Consider the following 21,317-nt stretch of genomic DNA (forward strand, 5'->3'; position numbering starts at 1 on the left):
AGCACCCTCGCTGCGTGAACGAGGGTGCTTTTCTTGCGTGCGGTGCCGGCTAGATGTGCCGGAGCGGGCTACTTCTTCGCCTGATACACGTCGGGCACGCCGTCATTGTCGGCGTCGAGCGCTTCCTTCTCGGCAATGCGACCGTAGTGGCGGTTACGGGGCCGCAGAATGGCGGTGGCCAGCAACGCGGCGAGGAGCGAACCCACCAGAATGGCCACCTTCGCGTGGTCGTCATGCGGGCTGCCCTGACCGAAGCCGAGCTCAGCGATCAGCAGAGACACGGTGAAGCCCACGCCGGCCAGTACGGCGACCCCGGCAACGTCGATCCAGGCGAGATCCGGGTCGAGTGCGGCCTTGGTGGTCTTGGTGACAATCCAGGTCGCCAGCAACACACCGATCGGCTTGCCGAGCACGAGAGCGATGACGATGCCATACGCAACCGGGTCGGTGATGGCCCGAACCATGCCGTCGAATCCGCCGATCGTGACACCGGCCGAGAAGAAGGCGAACACCGGAATGGCGAAGCCGCTGGACAGCGGGCGGATGCGGTGCTCGAGCGTCTCGGCCAGGCCGGGACCCGCGTCGGGTCCGCCGCCGCGCTTGCTGCGCAGCACCGGAACGGCGAAGCCGAGCAGCACGCCGGCGACGGTGGCGTGCACACCGGAGCCGTGCACCAGCGCCCACACGATGAAGCCGAGCGGCAGCAGGATCAGCCACGCGCTCCACGCGCGGGTCCCGAAGAAGTAGGAGAACTTGTGCGTGAGGATCCAGTACAGCGCGAGCGGGATGAACGCCACGAGGAGCAGAATGAACGAGATGTCGCTGGTGTAGAAGAACGCGATGATCGCGATCGCCAGAAGGTCGTCCACCACGGCCAGGGTGAGCAGAAAGATGCGCAGCGCGGCGGGAAGTTTTGACCCGATAACCGCGAGCACGGCTACGGCGAAGGCGATGTCTGTGGCGGTGGGAATGGCCCAGCCGCGCAGGGCATCGGAACCGCTGTTGAGGTTGATGAGCGTGTAGATGACGGCGGGAACAATCACGCCACCCACGGCAGCGGCCACCGGCACGATGGCGCGGTTGACGCTGCGCAGGTCGCCGGCGACGAATTCACGTTTAAGTTCGAGTCCGGCCAGGAAGAAGAAGATCGCGAGCAGTCCATCGGCTGCCCAGGTGCCAAGGCTGAGCTTCAGGTGCAGGGCCTCGATGCCGATTTCGAAGTCTCGCGCGGCGTAGTAGGCGTCGGCGAAGAACGGCACATTGGCCATGACGAGGGCTGCCACGGTTGCGACGAGCAGAATCGCTCCACCGACGGTCTCCTTGCGGAGGATCGTGGTGATGCGGACAAACTCGCTGTACGTGCCGCGGCGAAGAACCGGACCGGAGTCTGTCTTCTGATGGGCGGGGGAGTGGGGAGGCTGTGATGGAGACACTGTGGTTCCTAACAGAATTTGTGGCGCAACGTATTGAATTGCCGACCAGACTTCCCGGCTCACCTCCCCCAGAATACACGAGCCTCCTGAGCATTCCCGGGTGGGCCCGGCTGACCGGGCCGTGCAGAGCCCTGCAGAGCCTACGATTGAAGCGACCCAGGAGGCAGCGTGACAAACGGAGCACACACCGGTACGAACAGCGCCGGCGAGGCGGGCGTGAGTTCGCTGGACACCCTGATCGCCACCGTTGCTCGACTGCGTGGCCCCGGTGGATGCGCCTGGGACGCCGATCAGACCCACGAATCACTCGTGCGGTATCTGGTGGAAGAGTCCCACGAACTGCTCGAGGCGATCGAGAGCGGCAGCCGCGACGACCTGCTCGAAGAACTTGGCGATGTGCTCTATCAGGTGCTCTTTCACGCCGACCTCGCCGCCCACACCAGCGGTGAAGACTTCGACATTCACGACGTGGCCGCACGAATGAACGCAAAAATGATCGGGCGGCATCCGCACGTCTTCGGGGACCTGCGACTCGACACGGCCGCCGATGTCACCGCGGCCTGGGACGGGTTCAAAGCGGAGGAGAAGCCCGAGCGCACGAGCGTTCTCGACGGCATCCCGCTCGGAATGCCCGCACTCGCCCTGGCCGACAAGGTTCTGGGCCGAGCCGAGAAGATCGGCCTTCTCGAACCCGATAATGCCTTCCCGCTACCGATCGAGAGCGAAGACGAGTTGGGCCCGCTGCTGTTGGCCATCGTGTCAACGGCCAGAGCCAAGGGCCTCGACGCCGAACGTGCTCTGCGCAGCGCCCTGCGCGACCTGCAGGGCGAGATCCGAGCGGCCGAAACAGCCATGCTCCAAAGCACCGAGCGTGCGGCCGATGTGGACGCCTTCGACGCCGGCATCATCGCCTTCCCCATCGCTCCGTAGCCAAGACGGGTCGCCGACAGCCTGGCACAACGTCGGCAGCGCGAACTGACCGAAGCGCAACCTGACAGAATTGACGCATGGCAACACCCGTAACTCCTCCCCGTGGCATGCGCGACTTTCTTCCGGCCGACAAGGCTTCAAGGGAGCGTGCCCTCGGCGTGATCCGGGAAAGCTTCGCGCTGCACGGTTTCGACGAGATCGAAACTCCGGTGATGGAGGACTCCGCACGGCTGCACTCCGGACTCGGCGGTGACAACGAGAAGCTCGCTTTCGCGGTGATGAAGCGGGGCCTCAAGCCAGCGGATGCCGCGGCGGCCGCCACCACCGACGACCTGCTCTCGCTGGCCGACCTGGGTTTGCGGTTTGACCTCACGGTTCCTCTGGCGCGGTTCTACGCAACTCACCGCGCCGAACTCCCGGCCGTGTTCCGTTCGATTCAGATCGCACCCGTCTGGCGGGCCGAACGGCCGCAAAAGGGCCGCTACCGCCAGTTCGTGCAGTGCGACATTGACGTGATCGGCGAAGCCGGCCCGCTCGCCGAGATTGAACTCATCACCGCGACCGCGGCGACGCTCGAGAAGCTCGGGCTCCACGGCTGCGCCATCCGCATCAACGACCGCCGCATTCTCTCGACCATGCTTGCCCACTGGGGTGTCACTCCGGAACTCACCGAACGCGCCCTCATCATCATCGACAAGCTCGACAAGATTGGCGTCGCCGGGGTCGTCACTGAGCTGGCAACCCTCGGGATCAACACGGCCGACATTACCGACACCCTTGGTACCCTCACGAGTGTCGACGGTGCCGGCTGGGCCATCGGTGACGCCCACCCCGACTGGCTGGACACGGCGGCATTCGCTGATCTGCTGGCCCTGCGCGCCGCCATGCCCGCCGTTGATCTGGTGTTCGATCCCACCCTCGTGCGCGGCATGGGCTACTACACCGGCACGATCTTCGAGATCTCCCACCCCACCCTCGGGTATTCGCTCGGTGGTGGCGGGCGTTACGACGGAATGATCGGCCGTTTTCTCGGAACGGATGTTCCGGCGTGCGGTTTTTCCATTGGTTTCGAGCGCATCGTTGACCTGCTCGGCGCCGATGAGGCATCCGCTGCCAATGCCGTCGTGCTCGTGTACGACAAGGATGCCGACCCGGCGCAGTTGGTGACGCTGAAGACCGCTCTGGTGGCCGATGGGCTGCGGGTGCGGTTGGAGCGGCGCACCAAAAACCTCAAGGCGCTGCTCGATCGAGCAGGTGAGGCTGGATTCGGTCGGTTCGCGTTTGTGACTGACGGAGCAACGAGCGCCGCAGACCTCGACTTTAAGGGTCTCGGCGACTAGCCTTCAACGCCGATCCTCGCCACCTGCTGTGGCTAGACTGACCGAGTATGACACCACCCCCCAAGCTTTAGGAGACAGTTGTGGCCCTGATTGAGGCAGTAGACGCACGCGAAATTCTCGATTCTCGAGGTAACCCGACCATCGAGGTCGAGGTGCTGCTGGACGACGGCACCGTCAGCCGCGCCGCCGTACCCTCTGGAGCATCGACCGGAGCTTTTGAGGCCTACGAGCTGCGCGATGGCGACAAGGACCGTTACCTCGGTAAGGGCGTTCTCCAGGCCGTTGACGGTGTCATCGAAGAACTTGGCCTGGCGGTTGAAGACATCGACGCCACCGACCAGCGCATCGTCGACATGATTCTCAACGAGACCGACGGAACCGACAACAAGGAGCGCCTCGGCGCCAACGCCATCCTCGGCGTGAGCCTGGCCGTGGCCAAGGCCGCCGCCAGCTCGGCCGGACTGCCCCTGTTCCGCTACCTCGGTGGCCCGAACGCGCACACTCTTCCCGTACCCCTGATGAACATCATCAATGGTGGTTCGCACGCCGACAACGACGTGGACATTCAGGAATTCATGATCGTTCCCCTCGGCGCTGACTCGTTCCGAGAGGGACTGCGTTGGGGCGTCGAGACTTACCACGCGCTCAAGGGGCTGCTGCAGTCCAAGGGACTCTCCACCGGCCTCGGCGACGAGGGCGGCTTCGCGCCGAACCTCCCGAGCAACCGGGCAGCACTGGACCTCATCGTGGAAGCCATCACGATTGCCGGCTACGTTCCCGGAAAAGACATCGCTCTGGCTCTCGACTGTGCGGCCAGCGAGTTCTACTCCGACGGTGCCTACACGTTTGAGGGCAAGAAGCTCTCGGCCGAGGAACTGTCGGCGTACTACGCCGAACTCGTTGCCGCGTACCCGCTGGTGTCGATTGAAGATCCGCTGGAAGAAGACGACTGGGACGGCTACGTGCACCTCACGCAGCAGCTCGGTGACAAGGTGCAGATTGTCGGAGACGACCTGTTCGTCACCAACCCGGTGCGCCTCGCCAAGGGTCTTCAGCTGAAGGCTGCGAACTCCATCCTGGTGAAGGTGAACCAGATCGGTACCCTTACCGAGACGATGGATGCCGTTTCCCTGGCCCAGCGCAGTGGCTACACGGCCATCATCTCGCACCGCTCGGGTGAGACCGAAGACACGTTCATTGCCGACCTCGCGGTGGCAACGGATGCCGGACAGATCAAGACCGGCGCCCCGGCCCGCAGCGAGCGCGTTGCCAAGTACAACCAGCTGCTCCGCATTGAAGAAGAGCTCGGCGACGCCGCGGTGTACGCGGGCCGCTCCGCTTTTCCGCGCTTCACCGCGTAACTAGGGTCTCGACAAGCTCGACCAACGATGTAGGAAGGAGTTCCCGTGGCCACCAGACCGACGGTTCGGGAGCTCCCTCCCGCGGAACCAGCCGAGACGCCCGTCGGCGGCTGGCTCCGCGGCATCCACTTTTCGGGTTTTTCACTCGTGATGATGGCCATCCTCGTGTTGGCGGTTGTGGTGCTGGCGCCGAGCCTGCGCACCTATGCCGAGCAGCGTCAGCAGATCAGCGCGCTCAACGCGTCGGTCTCAGATCAGCAAGACACGGTTGACCAGCTCACCGCGGAACGCGAGCGCTGGAACGATCGCACCTACATCACCACGCAGGCGCGTGACCGGCTTTCCTATGTGCAGCCCGGCGACATAAGCTTTCTTGTGATCAACGATCTGCCGGTTGCCGTCGGAGCAACTGACGAGCCAGCAACGGTGAGCACAGACATTCAAGACACAAAAATCGATTGGTTGGGATCCCTGTTCGCCTCCGCGATGACGGCCGGCCTTGCACCGAAGGCCGCTCAATGACCACACCACCGTTCGATCCCTTTACCGATGACGACATTGCCCTCGTCTCCGCTCAGCTCGGTCGGCCGGCCCGCAATGTGGTGGGTATCGCGGCGCGGTGCGTGTGCGGAGCGCCGACCGTCGTCGCCACGGCCCCGCGTCTGGCCGACGGCACACCGTTCCCCACCACCTACTACCTCTGCCACCCTGCTGCCACGGCGGCCATCTCGCAGCTGGAAGCCACGCAGGTAATGAATGAGTACAACCAGCTGCTCGCTGATGACGAGGGTGTTCGTGTTGCCTACCGCGCCGCGCACGTGAGCTTCCTCGCCGACCGCGCACAGCTGGGCGATGTCCCCGAAATTGCCGGTATTTCATCCGGTGGCATGCCCGATCGGGTGAAGTGCCTGCACGCCCTCGCCGGCCACGCGCTGGCGGCCGGGTCGGGCGTGAATCCCATCGGAGACCTAGCGCTTGAGCGGTGCACGTGGACGCCCACCGTGTGCGAGTGCATCGACTACTCGGTCGCGGATTCGGCGGCGGATTCGGTCGCCGAGTGACCGGAGCGCGGCGATGGCTCGGCGCCGGTCTGGGTGTGCTGCTCGCGGCTTCGGTCGTGGGCGGTTCCGTCGTTCTCGATGCTGCTCCCGCACACGCTGATCAAATTCGAGACCTGGAGTACTGGCTCGGTGACTATGGTTTCGCCGACGCGTGGAACACCACCCGCGGCGCCGGGGTAACCGTGGCCGTGATCGACACCGGAATTGACTCCAGTGTCGCCGAGCTCGCCGGTGTGGTTGTGGGGGGAACGGATGTCTCCGGGCTTGGTTCCGCCAACGGCCAGAAGCCCGTGGGTAGTGACGCCCAAGACAGCAGCCACGGCACAATGGTGGCCTCGCTCCTCGCCGGCCGTGGCACGGGCGACGGCGCCGGCCTGGTGGGTGTGGCACCGGAAGCGAACCTGCTGTCGGTGTCGGTGGCCTTTGGCGAGTCCGCATCCACCGTGAGCAACGACGACCAAATTGCCGAGGGCATCCGCTGGGCAGTGGATAACGGTGCCGACGTGATCAACATGTCGCTCACCCGCAACACCCTGTTCTGGCCCGAGAGCTGGGACGACGCCTTTCTGTACGCGTTCGAGAACGATGTGGTGGTGGTTGCCGCGGCCGGCAACCGAGGAAGTGGAACAACGGAGGTGGGCGCCCCGGCGACGATTCCCGGTGTGCTCACGGTTGCCGGAGTGGACCGCAACAAGACGGCAAGTTTTGATGCCTCATCGCAGGGCATCACAATCTCTGTCGCCGCGCCGAGTGAGCAACTGGTGGGCGCGGTGCCCGGCGGCGGCTACGTGTTGTGGGATGGCACCAGCGCAGCGGCGCCCATCGTCTCGGGCCTCGTGGCACTCGTTCGGGCGCAGTTTCCCAACCTGAGCGCAGCCGAGGTGATGAACCGCGTAATTGCCTCGGCCAACCCCGATGGACGTAGTGTGCCGAGCCCGATCTACGGAAATGGTCTGATCGATGCCCTCGGCGCGGTAACCGCCAGCGTGCCCGCGGCAACGGTGCAACCGCCGACCGAGTTGCTGGCGGAGTGGATCCGCCTCCATCGCCGGGCCGACCTCGACGTGCAGCCCACCGAGACGCCGTCGGTGGTCACGCCGAACGTTCCCACGAAGGACCCCACCGTTCCCGGGCAGAATATTGCCTCGGCGTGGCTCCCTAACCAGCTCTCACTCACCTACATCAGCCTGCCGCTCGCCGTGCTCGTGGGATTTGGTATCCTATTAGTGATGCTCGGCATTGGCGCCACTCGGCATTTCAGGCAAATTCGCCGCAAGTAGGTAGGATTTGCGCAAAATAACCATGTAGGAGGCCCTCTCATCGTGCCCAAAATTCTCATTGTTGGTGGCGGCTACGCCGGTTTTTACACGGCTTGGAAGCTCGAGAAGTGGCTGCGATCCGGTGAAGCAGAGGTCACCATCGTTGACCCGCTTCCGTACATGACGTACCAGCCGTTCCTCCCCGAGGTCGCTGCCGGGTCCATTGAAGCGCGCCACGCCGTTGTTGCTCACCGTCGCCACCTGAAGACGACCAACATGATCTCCGCCAAGGTCAGCTACATCAACCACGCCGAGAAGACGGCTACGATCACGCCGGCCGTTGGCGAGCCGTGGGAGTTTGCGTACGACATTGTTGTGGTCACGGCCGGAGCAGTATCGCGCACGTTCCCGATCCCGGGCGTCGCCGACCAGGCCATCGGCCTCAAGACGATTGAAGAAGCCGTCGCGATTCGCGATCGTGTTCTCACCAACTTTGACAAGGCTGCCGGGCTCCCCGCCGGTCCCGAGCGCGAGCGCCTGCTCACGTTCGTTGTTGTCGGCGGCGGGTTCGCCGGTATTGAGGTCTTCGCCGAGCTGCGCTCGTTCGCCACCTCACTGCTCAAGTCGTACCCCGAGATCAGCTTTGACGACGTGCACTTCCACCTGATCGAGGCCATGGGTCGCATCATGCCCGAGGTGTCCCTGAAGACCAGCCTGTGGGTCATCGAGAACCTGGCTGCCCGCGGTGCGCAGATTCACCTCGACACGCAGCTGAAGAGCGCCGTCGACGGTGTTATCGAACTCTCCACCGGTGAAACCTTCGCCACGGACCTCATCGTCTGGACTGCCGGCGTGATGGCGAACCCGAAAATCGTGCGTCACACCGATCTCCCCATCGAAGAACGCGGTCGCCTGCAGGTGCGCGCGGACCTGCGCGTGGGAACCGAAGACGACATCATCGCCGACGCCTGGAGTGCCGGTGACGTGGCCTGCGTGCCCGACCTCAGCGGTGGCGGCGTGGGCGGCAACTGCGTGCCCAACGCCCAGCACGCCGTGCGCCAGGGAAAGCTCCTGGCCCAGAACATTGTCGCCGTCATTCGCGGTGAGGGCCCCAAGGAGTACAACCACAAGAACCTCGGTGCCGTTGCCGGCCTCGGCGTCGGCGTCGGTGTCTTCCAGTCCGGCAATATTGCGATCACCGGTCTGCCGGCCTGGTTCGCGCACCGTGGCTACCACGGTCTGGCCATGCCGAGCTGGGAGCGCAAGCTGCGCGTGGTGTGGGGCTGGGTGAACAACTTCTTCCTCGGTCGCGACATCGTCTCGATCACCGCCATGCAGGCTCCTCGCGCCGCGTTCGAAGAGTTCGCGTCACGTCCGAAGCCCCCGGTTGAAGCTCCGGCCCCGGCCGCTGCAGCGCCCCGGGCTCCGCGTGCCCCCCGTGCTCCGCGCAAGCCCGCCGCGAAGGCACCAGCCAAGTCCGTGCAAGCGGATGCCGTGACCACGTCGGCTGCGACCGACTCGGTTGTTGAAGAGGTCGTCGCCGAGCGCGCTGCCGCCGAGGCATCCGCTTCAAAGTAAGGTACGTCACGGTGCACGCGCTGCACCGCCTACGCTAGAAGCGTTCGAGAACTTTCGAGCGCGCCCCCGTAGCCCAATCGGCAGAGGCAAACGACTTAAAATCGTTCAAGTCTGGGTTCAAGTCCCAGTGGGGGCACCACGTATCACCCTCGGAACGGCGCACAGGGGGAGACCGCATGACACAGCAGAACCGTGGTTCAGTAACCATTCCGGTGATTGACGGACATAACGACCTGGCCTGGGCGTGCCGCGATAAGCGCGACTACTCCGTGGCGGGCCTGGATTCCGAGGCCGACTCTGTGATCAGTGGGTTGCAAACGGATGTCCCCAAGTTGCGTCGCGGGGCCGTGCAGGCACAATTCTGGTCGGTGTGGGTGCACACCGATCTTGCGGGTGCTGCCTCGGTGCAGGCAACGCTGGAGCAGATTGATTTCGTGCACCGACTCGTGGACGCCTATCCCGATGACCTGCAATGGGCCGTGACCGCCGATGACGTGGACGAGGCCCGGGCTGGCGGCCGCATCGCCTCTCTGATCGGAATTGAGGGCGGTCATCAGCTCAATAATTCGCTCGGCGTGCTGCGCCAATTTGCCCGCGCCGGTGCGCGCTACCTGACTCTCACCTGGAACTCGTCGACGGCGTGGGCCGACGCGGCCGTGGGTGAGGTTCGCCACGACGGCCTCAACGATCGGGGCCGCGACATGATCGCGGAGATGAACCGCATCGGCATGATCGTTGACCTGTCGCACGTGTCGGCGGCCACGATGAGGGACGCCCTCGATGCCACCGCGTTACCCCTTATTTTCAGTCATTCCTCGTGCTTTGCCCTGAACTCGCACCCCCGCAACGTGCCGGACGAGATCCTCCTCCGCCTTGCCGAGAACGGTGGCGTGCAGATGCTCACCTTCGTGCCGTCGTTCATCTCGGCTGCGTTCTTTGCGTGGGAGCAGGCCGGATCAATCGGTGTGGCACCGACTGTAACGGTTGCCGACGTGGCCGACCATGTGGAGCATGCCCGGCGACTCGCCGGTATTGACCACATTGGTATTGGCGGCGACTTCGATGGCTGCCCCGAGATGCCGGTTGGCCTCGCAACCGTGGCCGACTACCCGAATCTGTTCGACGAGCTGTCTGCACGCGGGTGGACGCGGCCGGACCTGCTGAAGCTGGGCGCGCAGAATGTGCTGCGGGTGCTGCGAGCACACGACGAGACCTACCGCCGCTTCACGTCGTGAGACCCGCACGCTCCGGAGCGTAAACTGAGCCCTTGACCTCAGCGGATGTTGTCCAGGCCGCCGGGGAGTGTTGCCGGAATCGGCGACCGCGTGAAAGGAAGCAATGAGCCTGATCAGGCTGAACGATGTCAGTGTTCGCTTTGAGAACACCCAGATTCTGCGCGAGGCGTTCTTTCGCCTCGAACCGAGCGATCGGGTGGGCCTGATCGGCAAAAACGGATCCGGTAAGTCCACCATCCTCAAGCTGGTGCTGGAGCAGGTGTCGCCCGATACCGGAACCGTCACGCTGGAGGCCGGCACCCGGGTGGGTTACTTCTCGCAGTTCTCGGAGCTGAACGGCGAATCGACCATCACCGAGGTTCTCGATGCCCTCTTCGTCGAGGTGAAGGCGATCGAGGCCGAGCTCGCTGCCATCGACGCCGCCATCGCCCTCGACTCCTCGGCCAGCGCCGCCCTTGACGCCCTGATCGTGCGTCAAGCCGAGCTGTTTGAAGACATGGATCGCCTCGACGGGTGGGATTACAAGCGCCATATTGATACCGCCCTGACCACCCTGGGCTTCGACGAGGCGCACCGCGTGTGTGCCATCGACGAACTGTCCGGCGGCTGGCGTAACCGCGCTGCCCTGGCCAAGATCGTGCTCGAGGCCCCCGACGTGCTGCTGCTCGATGAGCCCACCAACTACCTTGACGTGGCCGGTGTGGAGTGGCTCGAAGCCTGGTTCCGCGACTTCCGCGGCGCGGCCATTGTGGTCTCGCACGATCGCCGATTTCTCGACGCCGTTGTCACCCGCATCATCGAGGTGGAGAACTATCACCTGCACGAGTACCCCGGTAACTTCGGCGAATACGTGGTGCAGAAGCAATTTCGTCTCAAGACCCTCGACGCACAGTTTGTGCACGAGTCCGAGTTGCTGGCCTTCGAAGCCGAGGGTATCTCCGACCGACGTGACGCCGCGAAGGCCGAGAGTCGCGCGCTCGGCAATAAGCTCGCGCACATCAAGAAGTCTCGGGCCCCGCGCCCGGTGGACCAGATCATCACCGAGATCTACGGTTCGCTCCACGTGAAGGACGGTCTCTGCCGGGTGGAGCAGCTCAGCAAGTCCTATGGCGACAAGGTGCTTTTCACCGACCTCACCTTCGAGATCCGCAAGGGTAATCGCGTGGTGGTTCTCGGCCCCAACGGCAGCGGCAAAACTTCGCTGCTGCGCGTGCTCACCGGGGAAGAGAAAGCCGATGCGGGAACGGTGAACTGGGCATCCGGTGCCGGCGTGGTGTCCTACAACCAGGTGCTCGCGGACCTCGACGAGACCGACACCGTCAGCCACGCCGTCAACGCCATGCCCGGAAGCCTCGCCCTCATCGCAACGCGCAAGTCCGTGAACCGGTTCCTCGCCATGTTCCAATTCTCGGAGGCTGACCTTAAGCAGAAGATCGGCAACCTCTCGGGTGGACAGCGTGCCCGGGTCGCCATGGCCCAGTGCCTGCTCTCAGGGGCGTCCATACTGCTGCTCGACGAGCCCACGAACCACCTGGACATGTCGAGCACGCAGGTGATGGAACGTGCCCTGCTGCATTTCCCCGGTGCCGTTGTGGTGGTGAGCCACGACCGCTTCTTCACCGACAAGATCGCCAATCGCTACCTGGTTTTCGGAGCGGATGCCGCCGAGCCGGGCGAGATCGACGTGCGCGTCGCGTAACCGGTCACCGACCGACCGCCTGCGCTGATCAGGTCAGGCGGTCGAGGTAGCGCAGGATGATGCCCTCACGCAGCGCCCACGGCGACACCTCGAGCTCCTCGGCTTTAAACGCAGACATCGCCTCACCCAGAACGATGCCGCCGGCCACGATCTGGAACGTGCGGTCGGCGGTGATCCCCGGGAGCGCGGGGCGGGCATCCGCTGGAATACGGGCCAGGCGTGGCACCCAGTCACCGAGCTGAGCGCGACCGAGGCGCAGGCGATCACCGGAGCCCACGCCGTCGGACGTGGAGCCGGCCAGGCGGGCCAGTGATCGGATGGCTTTGGAAGAACCTACGATGTGGTGGGGCGCCGGCAGTGCGGCGAATGCTCCCACGGCGTCTTTCAGAACGTGGGCGGCGTGGTGCCGCAGGGCGGTCACCTCGTCGGGCAACGGCGGGTCGTGGTGCAGAAAACCAATGGTGCTGCGGCCGGCGCCGAGGGGGAGCGACAGGGCCACCTCGGGTACCTCGCCCGCGCCCGCAGCGATCTCGAGGGAGCCGCCGCCGATGTCGAACAGCAGAATGTTCTCGGCCGACCACCCGTACCAGCGGCGAACGGCCAGGAACGTGAGCCGGGCCTCGTCTTCCCCGGTGAGCACCTGCAGGGCAACGCCGGTCTCGCGCTCCACGCGTTCCAGGAGTTCGGGACCGTTGGTGGCCTCACGAAGCGCCGACGTGGCGAACGGCAACAGCTCGTCAATGTGATGGCGGGACGCGAAGTCGGCGGCGTTCTGTACGGCGGTGAGCACAGCCGCTACTCCCTCGTCGCTGATCGCGCCGTCGGGCGTGATGTATCGCATCAGCCGGAGAACGGCCTTATCGGAGGCCATCGGCAGGGGAGCAGCGCCCGCGTGGGCATCGACGATGAGCAGGTGGACGGTATTCGACCCGACGTCGAGGACTCCTAAGCGCACAGGTGTACGTTACTGCCTGTTACAGCCCGGCCGGTGCCACGAAGCGTTGCCACGCCCACGCGCCGCCACTCAGCGCAGCGAAGACGCCGGCTGCCACCCAGAGGAGGGGGACGGTTCCGGCGCTCTGCCACACGTCGATCACCGGTGACAGCACGGCGAACAGCAGCGTGAACGCGGTCACCATGAGGCCCGCCCAGGCGAGGGGTGACCAGGCCAGCACACTCCGACCGCTGGTGCGCCCGAGGGGAATGAGCACGAGCACGGCCGAACCGATCGCAGCGAGCACTACGGTGTTCACCATCTCCGCGAGCAGGTTGGATGCGAAGCCGGTTGCGGCCGGCAGAACTCCGAGAACGGTCCAGCTCACGATGCCCAGAATGAGCAGACTGGCCGCTCGAACGGCACCGAGTTGCCCCCGCTGAGCGATGGTGGGCCCGGCGGCAACCGTGATGCTCCCGAGAAGCGCGAAGAGCAGTGCCGGCTGAATATCGAGCACCCGAGAACCGATCGCGGTGGCAGCCACCAGCACGAGGTAGCGCGGAAGGAATGTGAGAGTGGCGTCCACCCTCATCACCCGGGTGCTCCACACCAGAGGGACAACGGCGGCCGCGATATTCACGATGAGGAGGGCACCGATCACGGCGACGAGAAGCCGCAGATAGGCGGGTTGGGAAACGACGGGGCCCGACAAGAGCACGAGCGTTGCCGCAGCCACGAGCGCGGCCACGCCCAGCAGCCAGCGGTTCCACTCAACCGCGGGAGCGGTCTCGAATTCGTCGCGTGCGCGGTTACGCCCGGCAATTGCGGTCGCACCCCAGAGCGGGCGGCCGCCGCGGGCCCGGGAAATTGTTCCGGCAAGCAGCCGGGAGGGAATGGCAAACAGGAGCACGGCTCCCAGAGCCAGCAAAACCGCCTGCAGCCAAGGGAAAGCGGCGCTCGTGAACGGCGAGGAGACGGCGGCCGTGAACCGCGTGGGCGCGTTCCACCCGCCGGGTACGAACCCCGATGCGGGAATCGAGCTGGAGGCGCTGGGTGACGGCGCGGGAGACGGGGTGGGTTCCGGCACCACGGGAACGCTGTCCGCCGACGAGGAGGGCGCTGAGGAGGCCGACGGGCTCGACGTCTGCGGCACGGTCGCGGCGGGAGGGGACGTGGGGCTCGGCGTGGGGGTTCCCGAACTCGGGGGAACGGTGGGTTTTACGTACGACACCCGGGCCGGGGAGCTGCCCGGGCTCACATTTCCCGCGGCATCCTGCTGCACGGCAATGAGGGAATACGATCCCGCAGCGACACCACCGGCGCTGCAGGTCCACGCCCCACCGCTGACTCGCGCGGTGCACACCGAGTAGGGGCCAGCGAACACGGTGACCGTGGCGGCGCTTTCACCCGTGCCGGAGTACATTGCACCGGCCACGGGAATCCGCGCGCCCGCTGACGGTGTGCTGATGACCGGAGCAGTGGGTCGATCCACATCGAAAGCGATCGACACAGGGGTGCTGGAGTTCGAAAAATTCTTCCCGCTATACGAGGCGCTCTGCCGCGCCGATACGGTGCGGTTTCCGCTGGTGGTCACACCGGCGAGATAACACGCCCACGCGCCCGACGCATCCGCTGTGGTGGTGCAGTTGACGATGCTGGGTACCGAGACCACAACGGATGCCCCGGGGTAGCCCGTGCCGCGCACCAGACCGTTGGATACTCCGCCCGCCACCGTGGGGGCACCGAGCACCATGACAGTGATCTCGTCGACGAGGGTCGAATCTCCCGTGGCCACAATGCGGAGGGCGACATCGGCTGAATTGGGCAGTGCGGCGTTTGGGCACGACCACTGTTCTGTGCCGTCGGGGGCGATGATGCAGAGCGGATCGCCTCCGGTAGGCGAGAGCAGCTGCACCTCGGAGGATGCGTCACGGGTTCCCGAGACGGTGACGGTTGAGCTGCCGATGAAGGCGCCGGCGGACGGGCTGGTAATAACCGGTGCGATGACAGCCGCGACCCGTGGCTCGGCACTCGGAGACGGTGTGATCGGGGTTTCGACAGTGGACGGAACGTCGGATGCGGCGAACGCTGTGTGCGGCCCAGAGATAGCCAGAAAACCCGTCGTCACGGCCACGACGACAAGCACCGCTCCGCGAAGGATCCAGGGTCGCAACACCGACGCTCCGGAGGCGTTACGTTTGGATGAGGTCACGGGGCTCACCAACCCAGTTGACGGGGCGGAACGCAGAAAGTCAACCTGAAACCACCGATCGATGACATATCTCAACACGCCGAAAGCGGCTCGCCGTGAAGCCTACCCACGGACTGTTTTTCGTGGGCGTCACAGAACGATCACAACCTCCCATCCACACCCCCAAAGCGGGATTCACTCGAAGGCAACCCGATGAAAGCTGCGCGATGATTCTGCGCACGCCGCCCTGGCGCAACTGGGCACGCACTGAGTCCGTTCGACCGGTTCGGGTGGAGCGTCCGGCCACGGTGCCGGCGGTGCAGCGTGCCGTGCGTGCCGCGGCGCGCGCGGGGCTGCCGGTAAAAGCGGTGGGCACGGGGCACAGCTTCACCGGAATCGCCCTCGCCCCGGGGGTGCAGCTTGACCTGCACGATCTGTGCCTGAGCGGCGAGAACGGGGAGCCCGGCGGGGTCCTCCGCGTCGATACCGGTTCCGGCCGAGTCACCGTGACCGGCGGTCTGCCGCTGCACCGCCTCATCCGCCTGCTCGCGACGCACAACCTGACCCTCACCAACCTGGGCGACATTGACCGGCAGACCGTGGCCGGGGCCATCTCCACGGGAACGCACGGAACCGGTGGCCGGTTTGCCGGGCTGGCCAGCCAGGTGGTGGCCCTGACCCTCGTGATTGGTGATGGCAGCGTTCTGCGGGTGAGCGCAACGGAAAACGCCGAGCTCCTGCCGGCGGCACGTCTCGGACTCGGCGCCCTCGGCATCATCGTTGACGTCACACTGCAGTGCGTTCCGTCATTTGTGCTCAATGCGGAGCAGTACGCCGAAGACCTGGATCACGTGCTGGCGACCTACCTGCAGCGTTGCGCATCAACGGACCACTTCGAGTTCTTCTGGTTTCCGCACACCGATGTCGCGATGACGAAGACGAATACCCGCCTCGCCGCTGCCGCCCCCGGTGCGCGGTCTGCTCGCGTGGCTCGCTGGATCGACGATGAGGTGCTCGCCAACGGCGTGTACCGTGCCGTGTGCGACCTCGGAACGGCGATTCCGGCGCTCGTGCCGCCCCTCGCCCGCATCTCGGCCCGAGCCACGGGCAACCGCGAATTCACGGATGCCTCGGCGCGGGTGTTCGCCACCAGTCGGACGGTGCGTTTCCGTGAGCTGGAGTACGCCCTGCCGCGGAAGAACGTGCCCGATGCGGTGCGTGCGGTGCGCGCACTGATCGAGGCTCGCGGCTGGCGCATCTCGTTTCCCGTCGAAGTGCGGTGTTCGGCCGCCGATGACCTCTGGCTGTCCACCGCAACCGGGCGTGAAACGGGGTACATTTCCGTGCACCGCTACATTCGCGAGGACCCCGACGCGTACTTTCGTGCCGTCGAACAGATCATGCTGGAGCATGGCGGGCGTCCACACTGGGGCAAACTCCACTATCAAAATGCCGACGCGCTGCGAGAAAGCTACCCGCACTTCGACGACTTTCTCGCCGTCCGTGACAGGCTCGATCCGGAGCGTCGCTTCACCAACAGCTATCTGAAAAGAGTTCTCGGCCCGTGAGCATGCAGTCCGCCAACAGCCATCGCCCCAAACCACGTCCCACGGCCTCCGAGGCCCGTGATTGGCCGCACCGCATCTCGGAGCTCGGTGACCTCCTGCCCGACGGGTTCGTGATGGGGACCTCCACCACCGCATTCCAGGTGGAGGGGGCGGCCCGGGACGGCGGACGAGGCGACTCGGTCTGGGACACCTTCACGGCGACATCCGCTCACATCAAAGACGGCTCGAACGCCTCGGTCGCCGCCGATCACCTCACCAAGTTCGCCGAGGATGCCACGCTGCTGCGTGAACTGGGAGTGGATGCCTACCGATTCTCGCTGTCGTGGCCGCGGCTGCAGGCTGAGGGACGCGGCGCCCTCAACCGCACCGGTCTCGCCTTCTACGATCGGCTGCTCGACGCGCTTCTCGTGGCCGGCATCCGTCCCATGGCGACGCTGTCGCACTGGGACACACCGACGGCGCTGCGGGGTGGTTGGCTCAATCGGGACACCGCCGGTCGCTTCGGCGATTACGCTCACGCGGTGGGGGAGGCGCTCGGTGACCGCATCGACGCCTGGGTCACCCTCGACGACCCGGCCACCGTGATGCTGCAGGGCTACGCCCTCGGCACCCAGGCGCCGGGGCGCGCGCTGCTTTTTGCTGCGCTGCCCGCGGCGCACCACCAGTTGCTCGCCCACGGGCTTGCCGTGCAGGGCTTGCGAGCAGCGGATGTCTCCGGCCAAATTGGCGTGGCAAACGCCCACTCGCCGGTGGAGTCGCTCACCGACCGGGACCAGGATCGCTCCTACGCGGATCTGTACGACCTGCTGCACAACCGCATTTTTGCCGACCCAGTGCTGCTCGGACGCTATCCCGACCCGCTCGAGCCGTTCGCGGTGGAACTGCGCGGACTGCTCGAGGCCGACCCGGTCGATCTTGCCGTGATTCACCAGCCGCTGGACTTCTACGGACTGAATTACACCGGGCCTTCAAGGATCGGCGCCGGTACCGGCCGCACGGTGTTCGTCGGCGATCCGGCATCCGTGACCCCAGTTTTTCCCTTCCATCAGGCGCCGTTCCGCGAATTTCCGGTCACCGGGGCGGGCGTGGTCAGCGCACCGGAATACCTGGGGGTGGCGCTCGCCGAGTTGCACACGCGCTACGGCGAGGTGCTCCCTCCGGTGTTCATCACATCACTGGGGGCCGGCTACGCAGACCAAACCGACGAGCGTGGTGCCGTGCATGATCCGCTACGCATCGACTACCTCGGGGAACACCTGAGTACGGCCGTGGCGGCGGTGCGGCCCGGGGGCGTGGCCGAGGGGGTGCGATTGCAGGGCTTCTTCGTGCGCTCCTTGATCGACGGTTTTGAGTGGTCGGCCGGGTACACGCAGCGGTACGGGCTTGTGCACGTGTCCTTCACCGACGGGATGACCACGCGTACCCCGAAGGACTCCTATCGCTGGTTACAGGCGGTGCTTGCCGCGCGTTAGTGCGCCCGGGTTACTACGGCGTGCGGCGCTGCAGCGTGATGGATCCGAGAATCACCGCGCCCACGATCCAGGCGCCAATGATCAACAGCTCGCCGCCAATGTAAGCGGCATCCTGCGAATCCGTGGCGACTGCCCGCAGCGCGTCAATTGCGTGCGAGAGCGGAAGCCAGTCGCTGATCGCCTGGAGGGGCTGCGGCAGCTGTTCGCGTGGCAGAAAGATGCCGCCCAGCAGAATCTGCGGAAAGACCAGTAGCGGCATGAACTGCACCACCTGAAACTCGGTGCGCGCAAAGGCACTGGCGAGCAGCCCCAGGGTCGTGCCGAGCACGGCATCCGCTACGGCCACCGCGAGCAGCAGCCAGAGCGATCCGGCAATGTCGAGGCCGCAAACCCATACCGAGAACCCGACAGCGATCGCCGACTGCGCCACGGCGAGCAGGCCGAATGCGAGCGCGTACCCCAGAATGAGGTCGCCCTTGCCGAGCGGCATCGACAGCAGGCGTTCCAGCGTTCCCGTGCGCCGCTCCCGCAGGGTCGTGATGCTGGTAACCAGAAACATCACAATGAACGGGAAGAGCGCGATCATGGCCGGGCCCACATCGTTGAACACCAGCGTGTCCGAAAAAATCCAGGCGAGCAGGCCAATAAGCAGGCTCGGCACCACGAGCAGCAGCACGATGGTGCGCGGGTCGTGGCGAATCTGGGTGAGAACGCGCCCGGCGGTGGCGATCGTGCGGGTGGGTGTCACGGTAGCGCCTCGCCCAGATCTGAATCCGACCGCTGATGTTTCCCGAGCGGATGCCGGGCAATCAGTGTCAGGAACGCCGCCTCGGTGTCTGCCGCTCCCGTTGCGGTGAGGAGGCCGCCGGGTGTGTCATCGGCCAAAATATCGCCGTCCCGCATGAGCAGCAGCCGATCGCACCGGTTCGCCTCGTCCATCACATGGCTGGACACGAGCAGGCTGGTGCCGTCGCTCGCCAAACGATGAAAAAGTGACCACAGGGCAACGCGCAGCACGGGGTCAAGTCCCACGGTCGGCTCATCGAGAACGAGAAGCGCGGGCGATCCGAGCAGGGCGCCGGCGAGCGAGACCCGGCTGCGCTGCCCGCCGGAGAGGGAACCGACAAGTTGGCTCGACTGTGCGGCCAGGTCGGTCAGTGCGATTACGCGGTCAACGTCCGAGCGTGGCACGCCGAGTACCGCTCGAAAATACTGCAGGTTCTGCCGAACCGTGAGGTCGTCATACACGCTGGCATCCTGGGTGACATAGGCCACGCGATGGCGCAGGGACGGGGAGCCGGCCGGTTCTCCGAGCACCGTCACCTCGCCCGACGCCACCACCTGCACACCCACAATCGACCGCATCAGCGTGCTCTTGCCGCATCCGCTGGGACCGATCAGGCCCACCACCTGGCCGAGAGGAATCGTGACGGTCAGGCCGTGCAAGACCGCGTGTTTTCCCCGTCGAACATGCAGATCGCGCACGACGACCGCGACCTCGACAGCAGTGCTCATGGGGGAACTCTCCGCCGGCGAGAACCGCTTGTCAAGGGTGTTTGCGAGGCGTGAGAGTGGCCTTCGCTTTAGCTTTGAGTGTGGTGAGAAGCGGAGGGGAGCCTCAGAACTCTTGGTTAGTATTATGCTGCACCGCACGCAGACCCCGGCTCATCCAGCCCGAGCCTACACCGCGCACAACAGCGCATCACCAGAGTTGGCACCAGCCGACTGAACATGCAAGGAGACCCCGCCATGGAATGGCTCATCCCGGTCCTGATCGTCGTTGTCCTGATTGCCATTATTGGCATTTACCTCTGGGCCACGTACAACTCCCTCGTAACCCTCAAGGTGCGAGTTGATGAGGCTTGGAGCGACATTACCGTTCAGCTGAAGCGGCGTGCCGACCTGATTCCTAACCTGATCGAAGCGGTGAAAGGCTACGCCGCCCACGAAAAAGGCGTGTTTGAGAGTGTGACCAAGGCGCGTGCCGAGACGCTGTCCGCACAGGGCCCCGCCGACGCATCCGCTGCCGAGAATCACATGCAGACGGCGCTGAAGAGCATCTTCGCGGTGGCCGAAGCGTATCCCCAGCTGCAGGCCAGTCAGAACTACCTGCAGCTGCAGGGCGAGCTTGTTGACACCGAAGACAAGATCCAGGCCTCACGCCGGTTCTACAACGGTGGCGTACGTGGGTTCAACACCAAGATCCAGGTTTTCCCGAACCACATCTTCGCTCGCAACCTCGGTTTCTCCGAGCGTGACTTTTTCGAAGTGGCCGACTCCGCAGCCATTGCAGAGCCGCCTCGCGTGCAGTTCTAAGGCAGCGCGCAGATGTACAGCGCGATCGCGAAGAACAAACGCAACACCGTGTTCATCATGATCTTCTTCTTCGTGATCATCGCGGGGCTCGGATGGCTGGCCAACGCTATCTATGGCGGCGGTAGCTACGGCATTTTGGTGGCCACCGTTGTCATTGCCGGGCTGTATGTGCTGTTTCAGTACTTCGCTGCCGGCCGCCAGGCCATCTCCATGGCCGGAGGGATCAAGCTCACCAGCAAGTCCGACAACCCGAGGCTCTGGCGCATCGTAGAGAACCTGGCCATCACCACCGGCACGCCCATGCCCGAGGTGTACATCATCAACGATCCGGCACCAAATGCGTTCGCCACCGGGCGCGATCCGCAGCACGCCATTGTGGCCGCAACCACCGGACTGCTTGAGCTCATGGACGATGCGGAACTCGAAGGCGTCATGGCCCACGAGCTGGGCCACGTGCGCAACTACGATATTCGAGTCTCGATGGTGGTCTTCGGCCTCGTCGTAGCCATCGGCTTCATCTCGGACATGTTTTTGCGCATGGCGTTCTTTGGACGCAACAACAACAACGGCAACCCCGTCGTCCTGGTCTTCGGAATCGTGGCCATGGTGGTGGCACCCATCATTGCCACGGTCGTTCAGTTCGCCGTGTCTCGTCAGCGCGAATACCTGGCGGATGCCACGGGTGCGCTCACGACCCGGCATCCGGATGCGCTCGCCAGCGCCCTGAACAAGCTCGGCGAATACGGCCGCCCCATGCGCAAGCAGAACACGTCGATGGCGCATTTGTGGATCTCAGATCCGCTCAAAAAGGGTGCCATGGGTCGGCTCTTCGCCACCCACCCGCCGATCGCTGACCGCATTGAGCGCCTCAACACCATGGGTCGTCAGTTCTAGATCACTTCTGTGGGCCGCTGGTGCCGTGGTAACCTGTGCTCGCTGT

Annotated in this window: 18 protein-coding genes and 1 tRNA gene; 14 read left to right on the forward strand and 5 right to left on the reverse strand. The window is 65.0% G+C overall.

Annotated elements, in window-relative coordinates; translation table 11 throughout:
* Window positions 1–68: 68 nt before the first annotated feature.
* Window positions 69–1,433: a Na+/H+ antiporter NhaA gene (nhaA, locus tag H4V99_RS03935; protein ID WP_280675724.1), complete on the reverse strand. Its 1,365-nt coding sequence runs from the start codon at window positions 1,431–1,433 to the stop codon at window positions 69–71.
* Window positions 1,434–1,601: 168 nt separating this feature from the next.
* On the opposite strand from nhaA, the gene H4V99_RS03940 reads away from it, so the two are divergent.
* The 10 genes from H4V99_RS03940 (at window position 1,602) to H4V99_RS03985 (ending at window position 11,896) form a co-directional block, all read left to right on the forward strand.
* Window positions 1,602–2,363 carry a MazG family protein gene (locus tag H4V99_RS03940; RefSeq protein ID WP_280675726.1) on the forward strand — a complete coding sequence of 254 codons (762 nt, stop codon included), beginning with the start codon at window positions 1,602–1,604 and terminating at the stop codon, window positions 2,361–2,363.
* A 77-nt stretch (window positions 2,364–2,440) separates the two neighbouring features.
* Window positions 2,441–3,703, forward strand: coding sequence for a histidine--tRNA ligase (gene hisS, locus H4V99_RS03945; protein WP_280675728.1), 1,263 nt, complete (start codon window positions 2,441–2,443; stop codon window positions 3,701–3,703).
* An 80-nt stretch (window positions 3,704–3,783) separates the two neighbouring features.
* Complete coding sequence (gene eno / locus H4V99_RS03950) at window positions 3,784–5,064, forward strand: phosphopyruvate hydratase (RefSeq protein WP_280675730.1); 1,281 nt, start codon at window positions 3,784–3,786, stop codon at window positions 5,062–5,064.
* 45 nt (window positions 5,065–5,109) lie between these two features.
* On the forward strand, window positions 5,110–5,586 hold the full coding sequence (locus H4V99_RS03955; RefSeq protein ID WP_280675732.1) for a septum formation initiator family protein: 477 nt from the start codon (window positions 5,110–5,112) through the stop codon (window positions 5,584–5,586).
* On the forward strand, window positions 5,583–6,125 hold the full coding sequence (locus H4V99_RS03960; RefSeq protein ID WP_280675734.1) for a DUF501 domain-containing protein: 543 nt from the start codon (window positions 5,583–5,585) through the stop codon (window positions 6,123–6,125). The genes H4V99_RS03955 and H4V99_RS03960 overlap by 4 nt, the downstream gene beginning before the upstream one ends.
* The gene (locus H4V99_RS03965) at window positions 6,074–7,405 is read left to right on the forward strand and encodes a S8 family serine peptidase (protein WP_348522354.1); all 1,332 of its coding nucleotides are present in this window, start codon (window positions 6,074–6,076) and stop codon (window positions 7,403–7,405) included. Before H4V99_RS03960 ends, H4V99_RS03965 begins: the two co-directional genes overlap by 52 nt.
* Window positions 7,406–7,447: 42 nt before the next feature.
* Entirely contained in the window at window positions 7,448–8,962 is a 1,515-nt protein-coding gene (locus tag H4V99_RS03970) for an FAD-dependent oxidoreductase (protein WP_280675736.1), read from the forward strand.
* A gap of 62 nt (window positions 8,963–9,024) precedes the next feature.
* A tRNA-Leu gene (locus H4V99_RS03975) sits at window positions 9,025–9,101 on the forward strand.
* Between the two features lie 37 nt (window positions 9,102–9,138).
* Window positions 9,139–10,197: a dipeptidase gene (locus H4V99_RS03980; RefSeq protein ID WP_280675738.1), complete on the forward strand. Its 1,059-nt coding sequence runs from the start codon at window positions 9,139–9,141 to the stop codon at window positions 10,195–10,197.
* Window positions 10,198–10,300: 103 nt separating this feature from the next.
* The gene (locus H4V99_RS03985) at window positions 10,301–11,896 is read left to right on the forward strand and encodes an ABC-F family ATP-binding cassette domain-containing protein (protein WP_280675741.1); all 1,596 of its coding nucleotides are present in this window, start codon (window positions 10,301–10,303) and stop codon (window positions 11,894–11,896) included.
* Window positions 11,897–11,924: 28 nt separating this feature from the next.
* Here H4V99_RS03985 and H4V99_RS03990 read toward each other — a convergent pair whose 3' ends face one another.
* Together H4V99_RS03990 and H4V99_RS03995 are read right to left on the reverse strand one after the other, a co-directional pair.
* Window positions 11,925–12,851 (reverse strand): Ppx/GppA family phosphatase, encoded by a 927-nt coding sequence (locus H4V99_RS03990; RefSeq protein ID WP_280675743.1) that lies wholly within the window; start codon window positions 12,849–12,851, stop codon window positions 11,925–11,927.
* A gap of 19 nt (window positions 12,852–12,870) precedes the next feature.
* The gene (locus H4V99_RS03995) at window positions 12,871–15,042 is read right to left on the reverse strand and encodes a hypothetical protein (protein ID WP_280675745.1); all 2,172 of its coding nucleotides are present in this window, start codon (window positions 15,040–15,042) and stop codon (window positions 12,871–12,873) included.
* Between the two features lie 206 nt (window positions 15,043–15,248).
* Here H4V99_RS03995 and H4V99_RS04000 point away from each other — a divergent pair, with 206 nt between their 5' ends.
* Together H4V99_RS04000 and H4V99_RS04005 are read left to right on the forward strand one after the other, a co-directional pair.
* Window positions 15,249–16,589 (forward strand): D-arabinono-1,4-lactone oxidase, encoded by a 1,341-nt coding sequence (locus tag H4V99_RS04000; RefSeq protein WP_280675747.1) that lies wholly within the window; start codon window positions 15,249–15,251, stop codon window positions 16,587–16,589.
* A 2-nt stretch (window positions 16,590–16,591) separates the two neighbouring features.
* Entirely contained in the window at window positions 16,592–18,061 is a 1,470-nt protein-coding gene (locus H4V99_RS04005; RefSeq protein ID WP_348522373.1) for a family 1 glycosylhydrolase, read from the forward strand.
* 13 nt (window positions 18,062–18,074) lie between these two features.
* Here the strand turns inward: H4V99_RS04005 and H4V99_RS04010 are convergent, their stop codons facing one another.
* Together H4V99_RS04010 and H4V99_RS04015 are read right to left on the reverse strand one after the other, a co-directional pair.
* Complete coding sequence (locus tag H4V99_RS04010; RefSeq protein ID WP_280675751.1) at window positions 18,075–18,809, reverse strand: ABC transporter permease; 735 nt, start codon at window positions 18,807–18,809, stop codon at window positions 18,075–18,077.
* Window positions 18,806–19,576: an ABC transporter ATP-binding protein gene (locus H4V99_RS04015; protein ID WP_280675753.1), complete on the reverse strand. Its 771-nt coding sequence runs from the start codon at window positions 19,574–19,576 to the stop codon at window positions 18,806–18,808. Before H4V99_RS04015 ends, H4V99_RS04010 begins: the two co-directional genes overlap by 4 nt.
* A gap of 234 nt (window positions 19,577–19,810) precedes the next feature.
* Here H4V99_RS04015 and H4V99_RS04020 point away from each other — a divergent pair, with 234 nt between their 5' ends.
* Window positions 19,811–20,377 carry a LemA family protein gene (locus H4V99_RS04020; protein ID WP_280675755.1) on the forward strand — a complete coding sequence of 189 codons (567 nt, stop codon included), beginning with the start codon at window positions 19,811–19,813 and terminating at the stop codon, window positions 20,375–20,377.
* A gap of 12 nt (window positions 20,378–20,389) precedes the next feature.
* Window positions 20,390–21,271, forward strand: a complete 882-nt coding sequence (locus tag H4V99_RS04025) for a M48 family metalloprotease (RefSeq protein WP_280675757.1) — start codon at window positions 20,390–20,392, stop codon at window positions 21,269–21,271.
* The last annotated feature ends 46 nt before the right edge of the window (window positions 21,272–21,317 follow it).

Origin of the sequence: Cryobacterium sp. CG_9.6, from assembly GCF_029893365.1 — a bacterium.
Lineage (GTDB): Bacteria > Actinomycetota > Actinomycetes > Actinomycetales > Microbacteriaceae > Cryobacterium.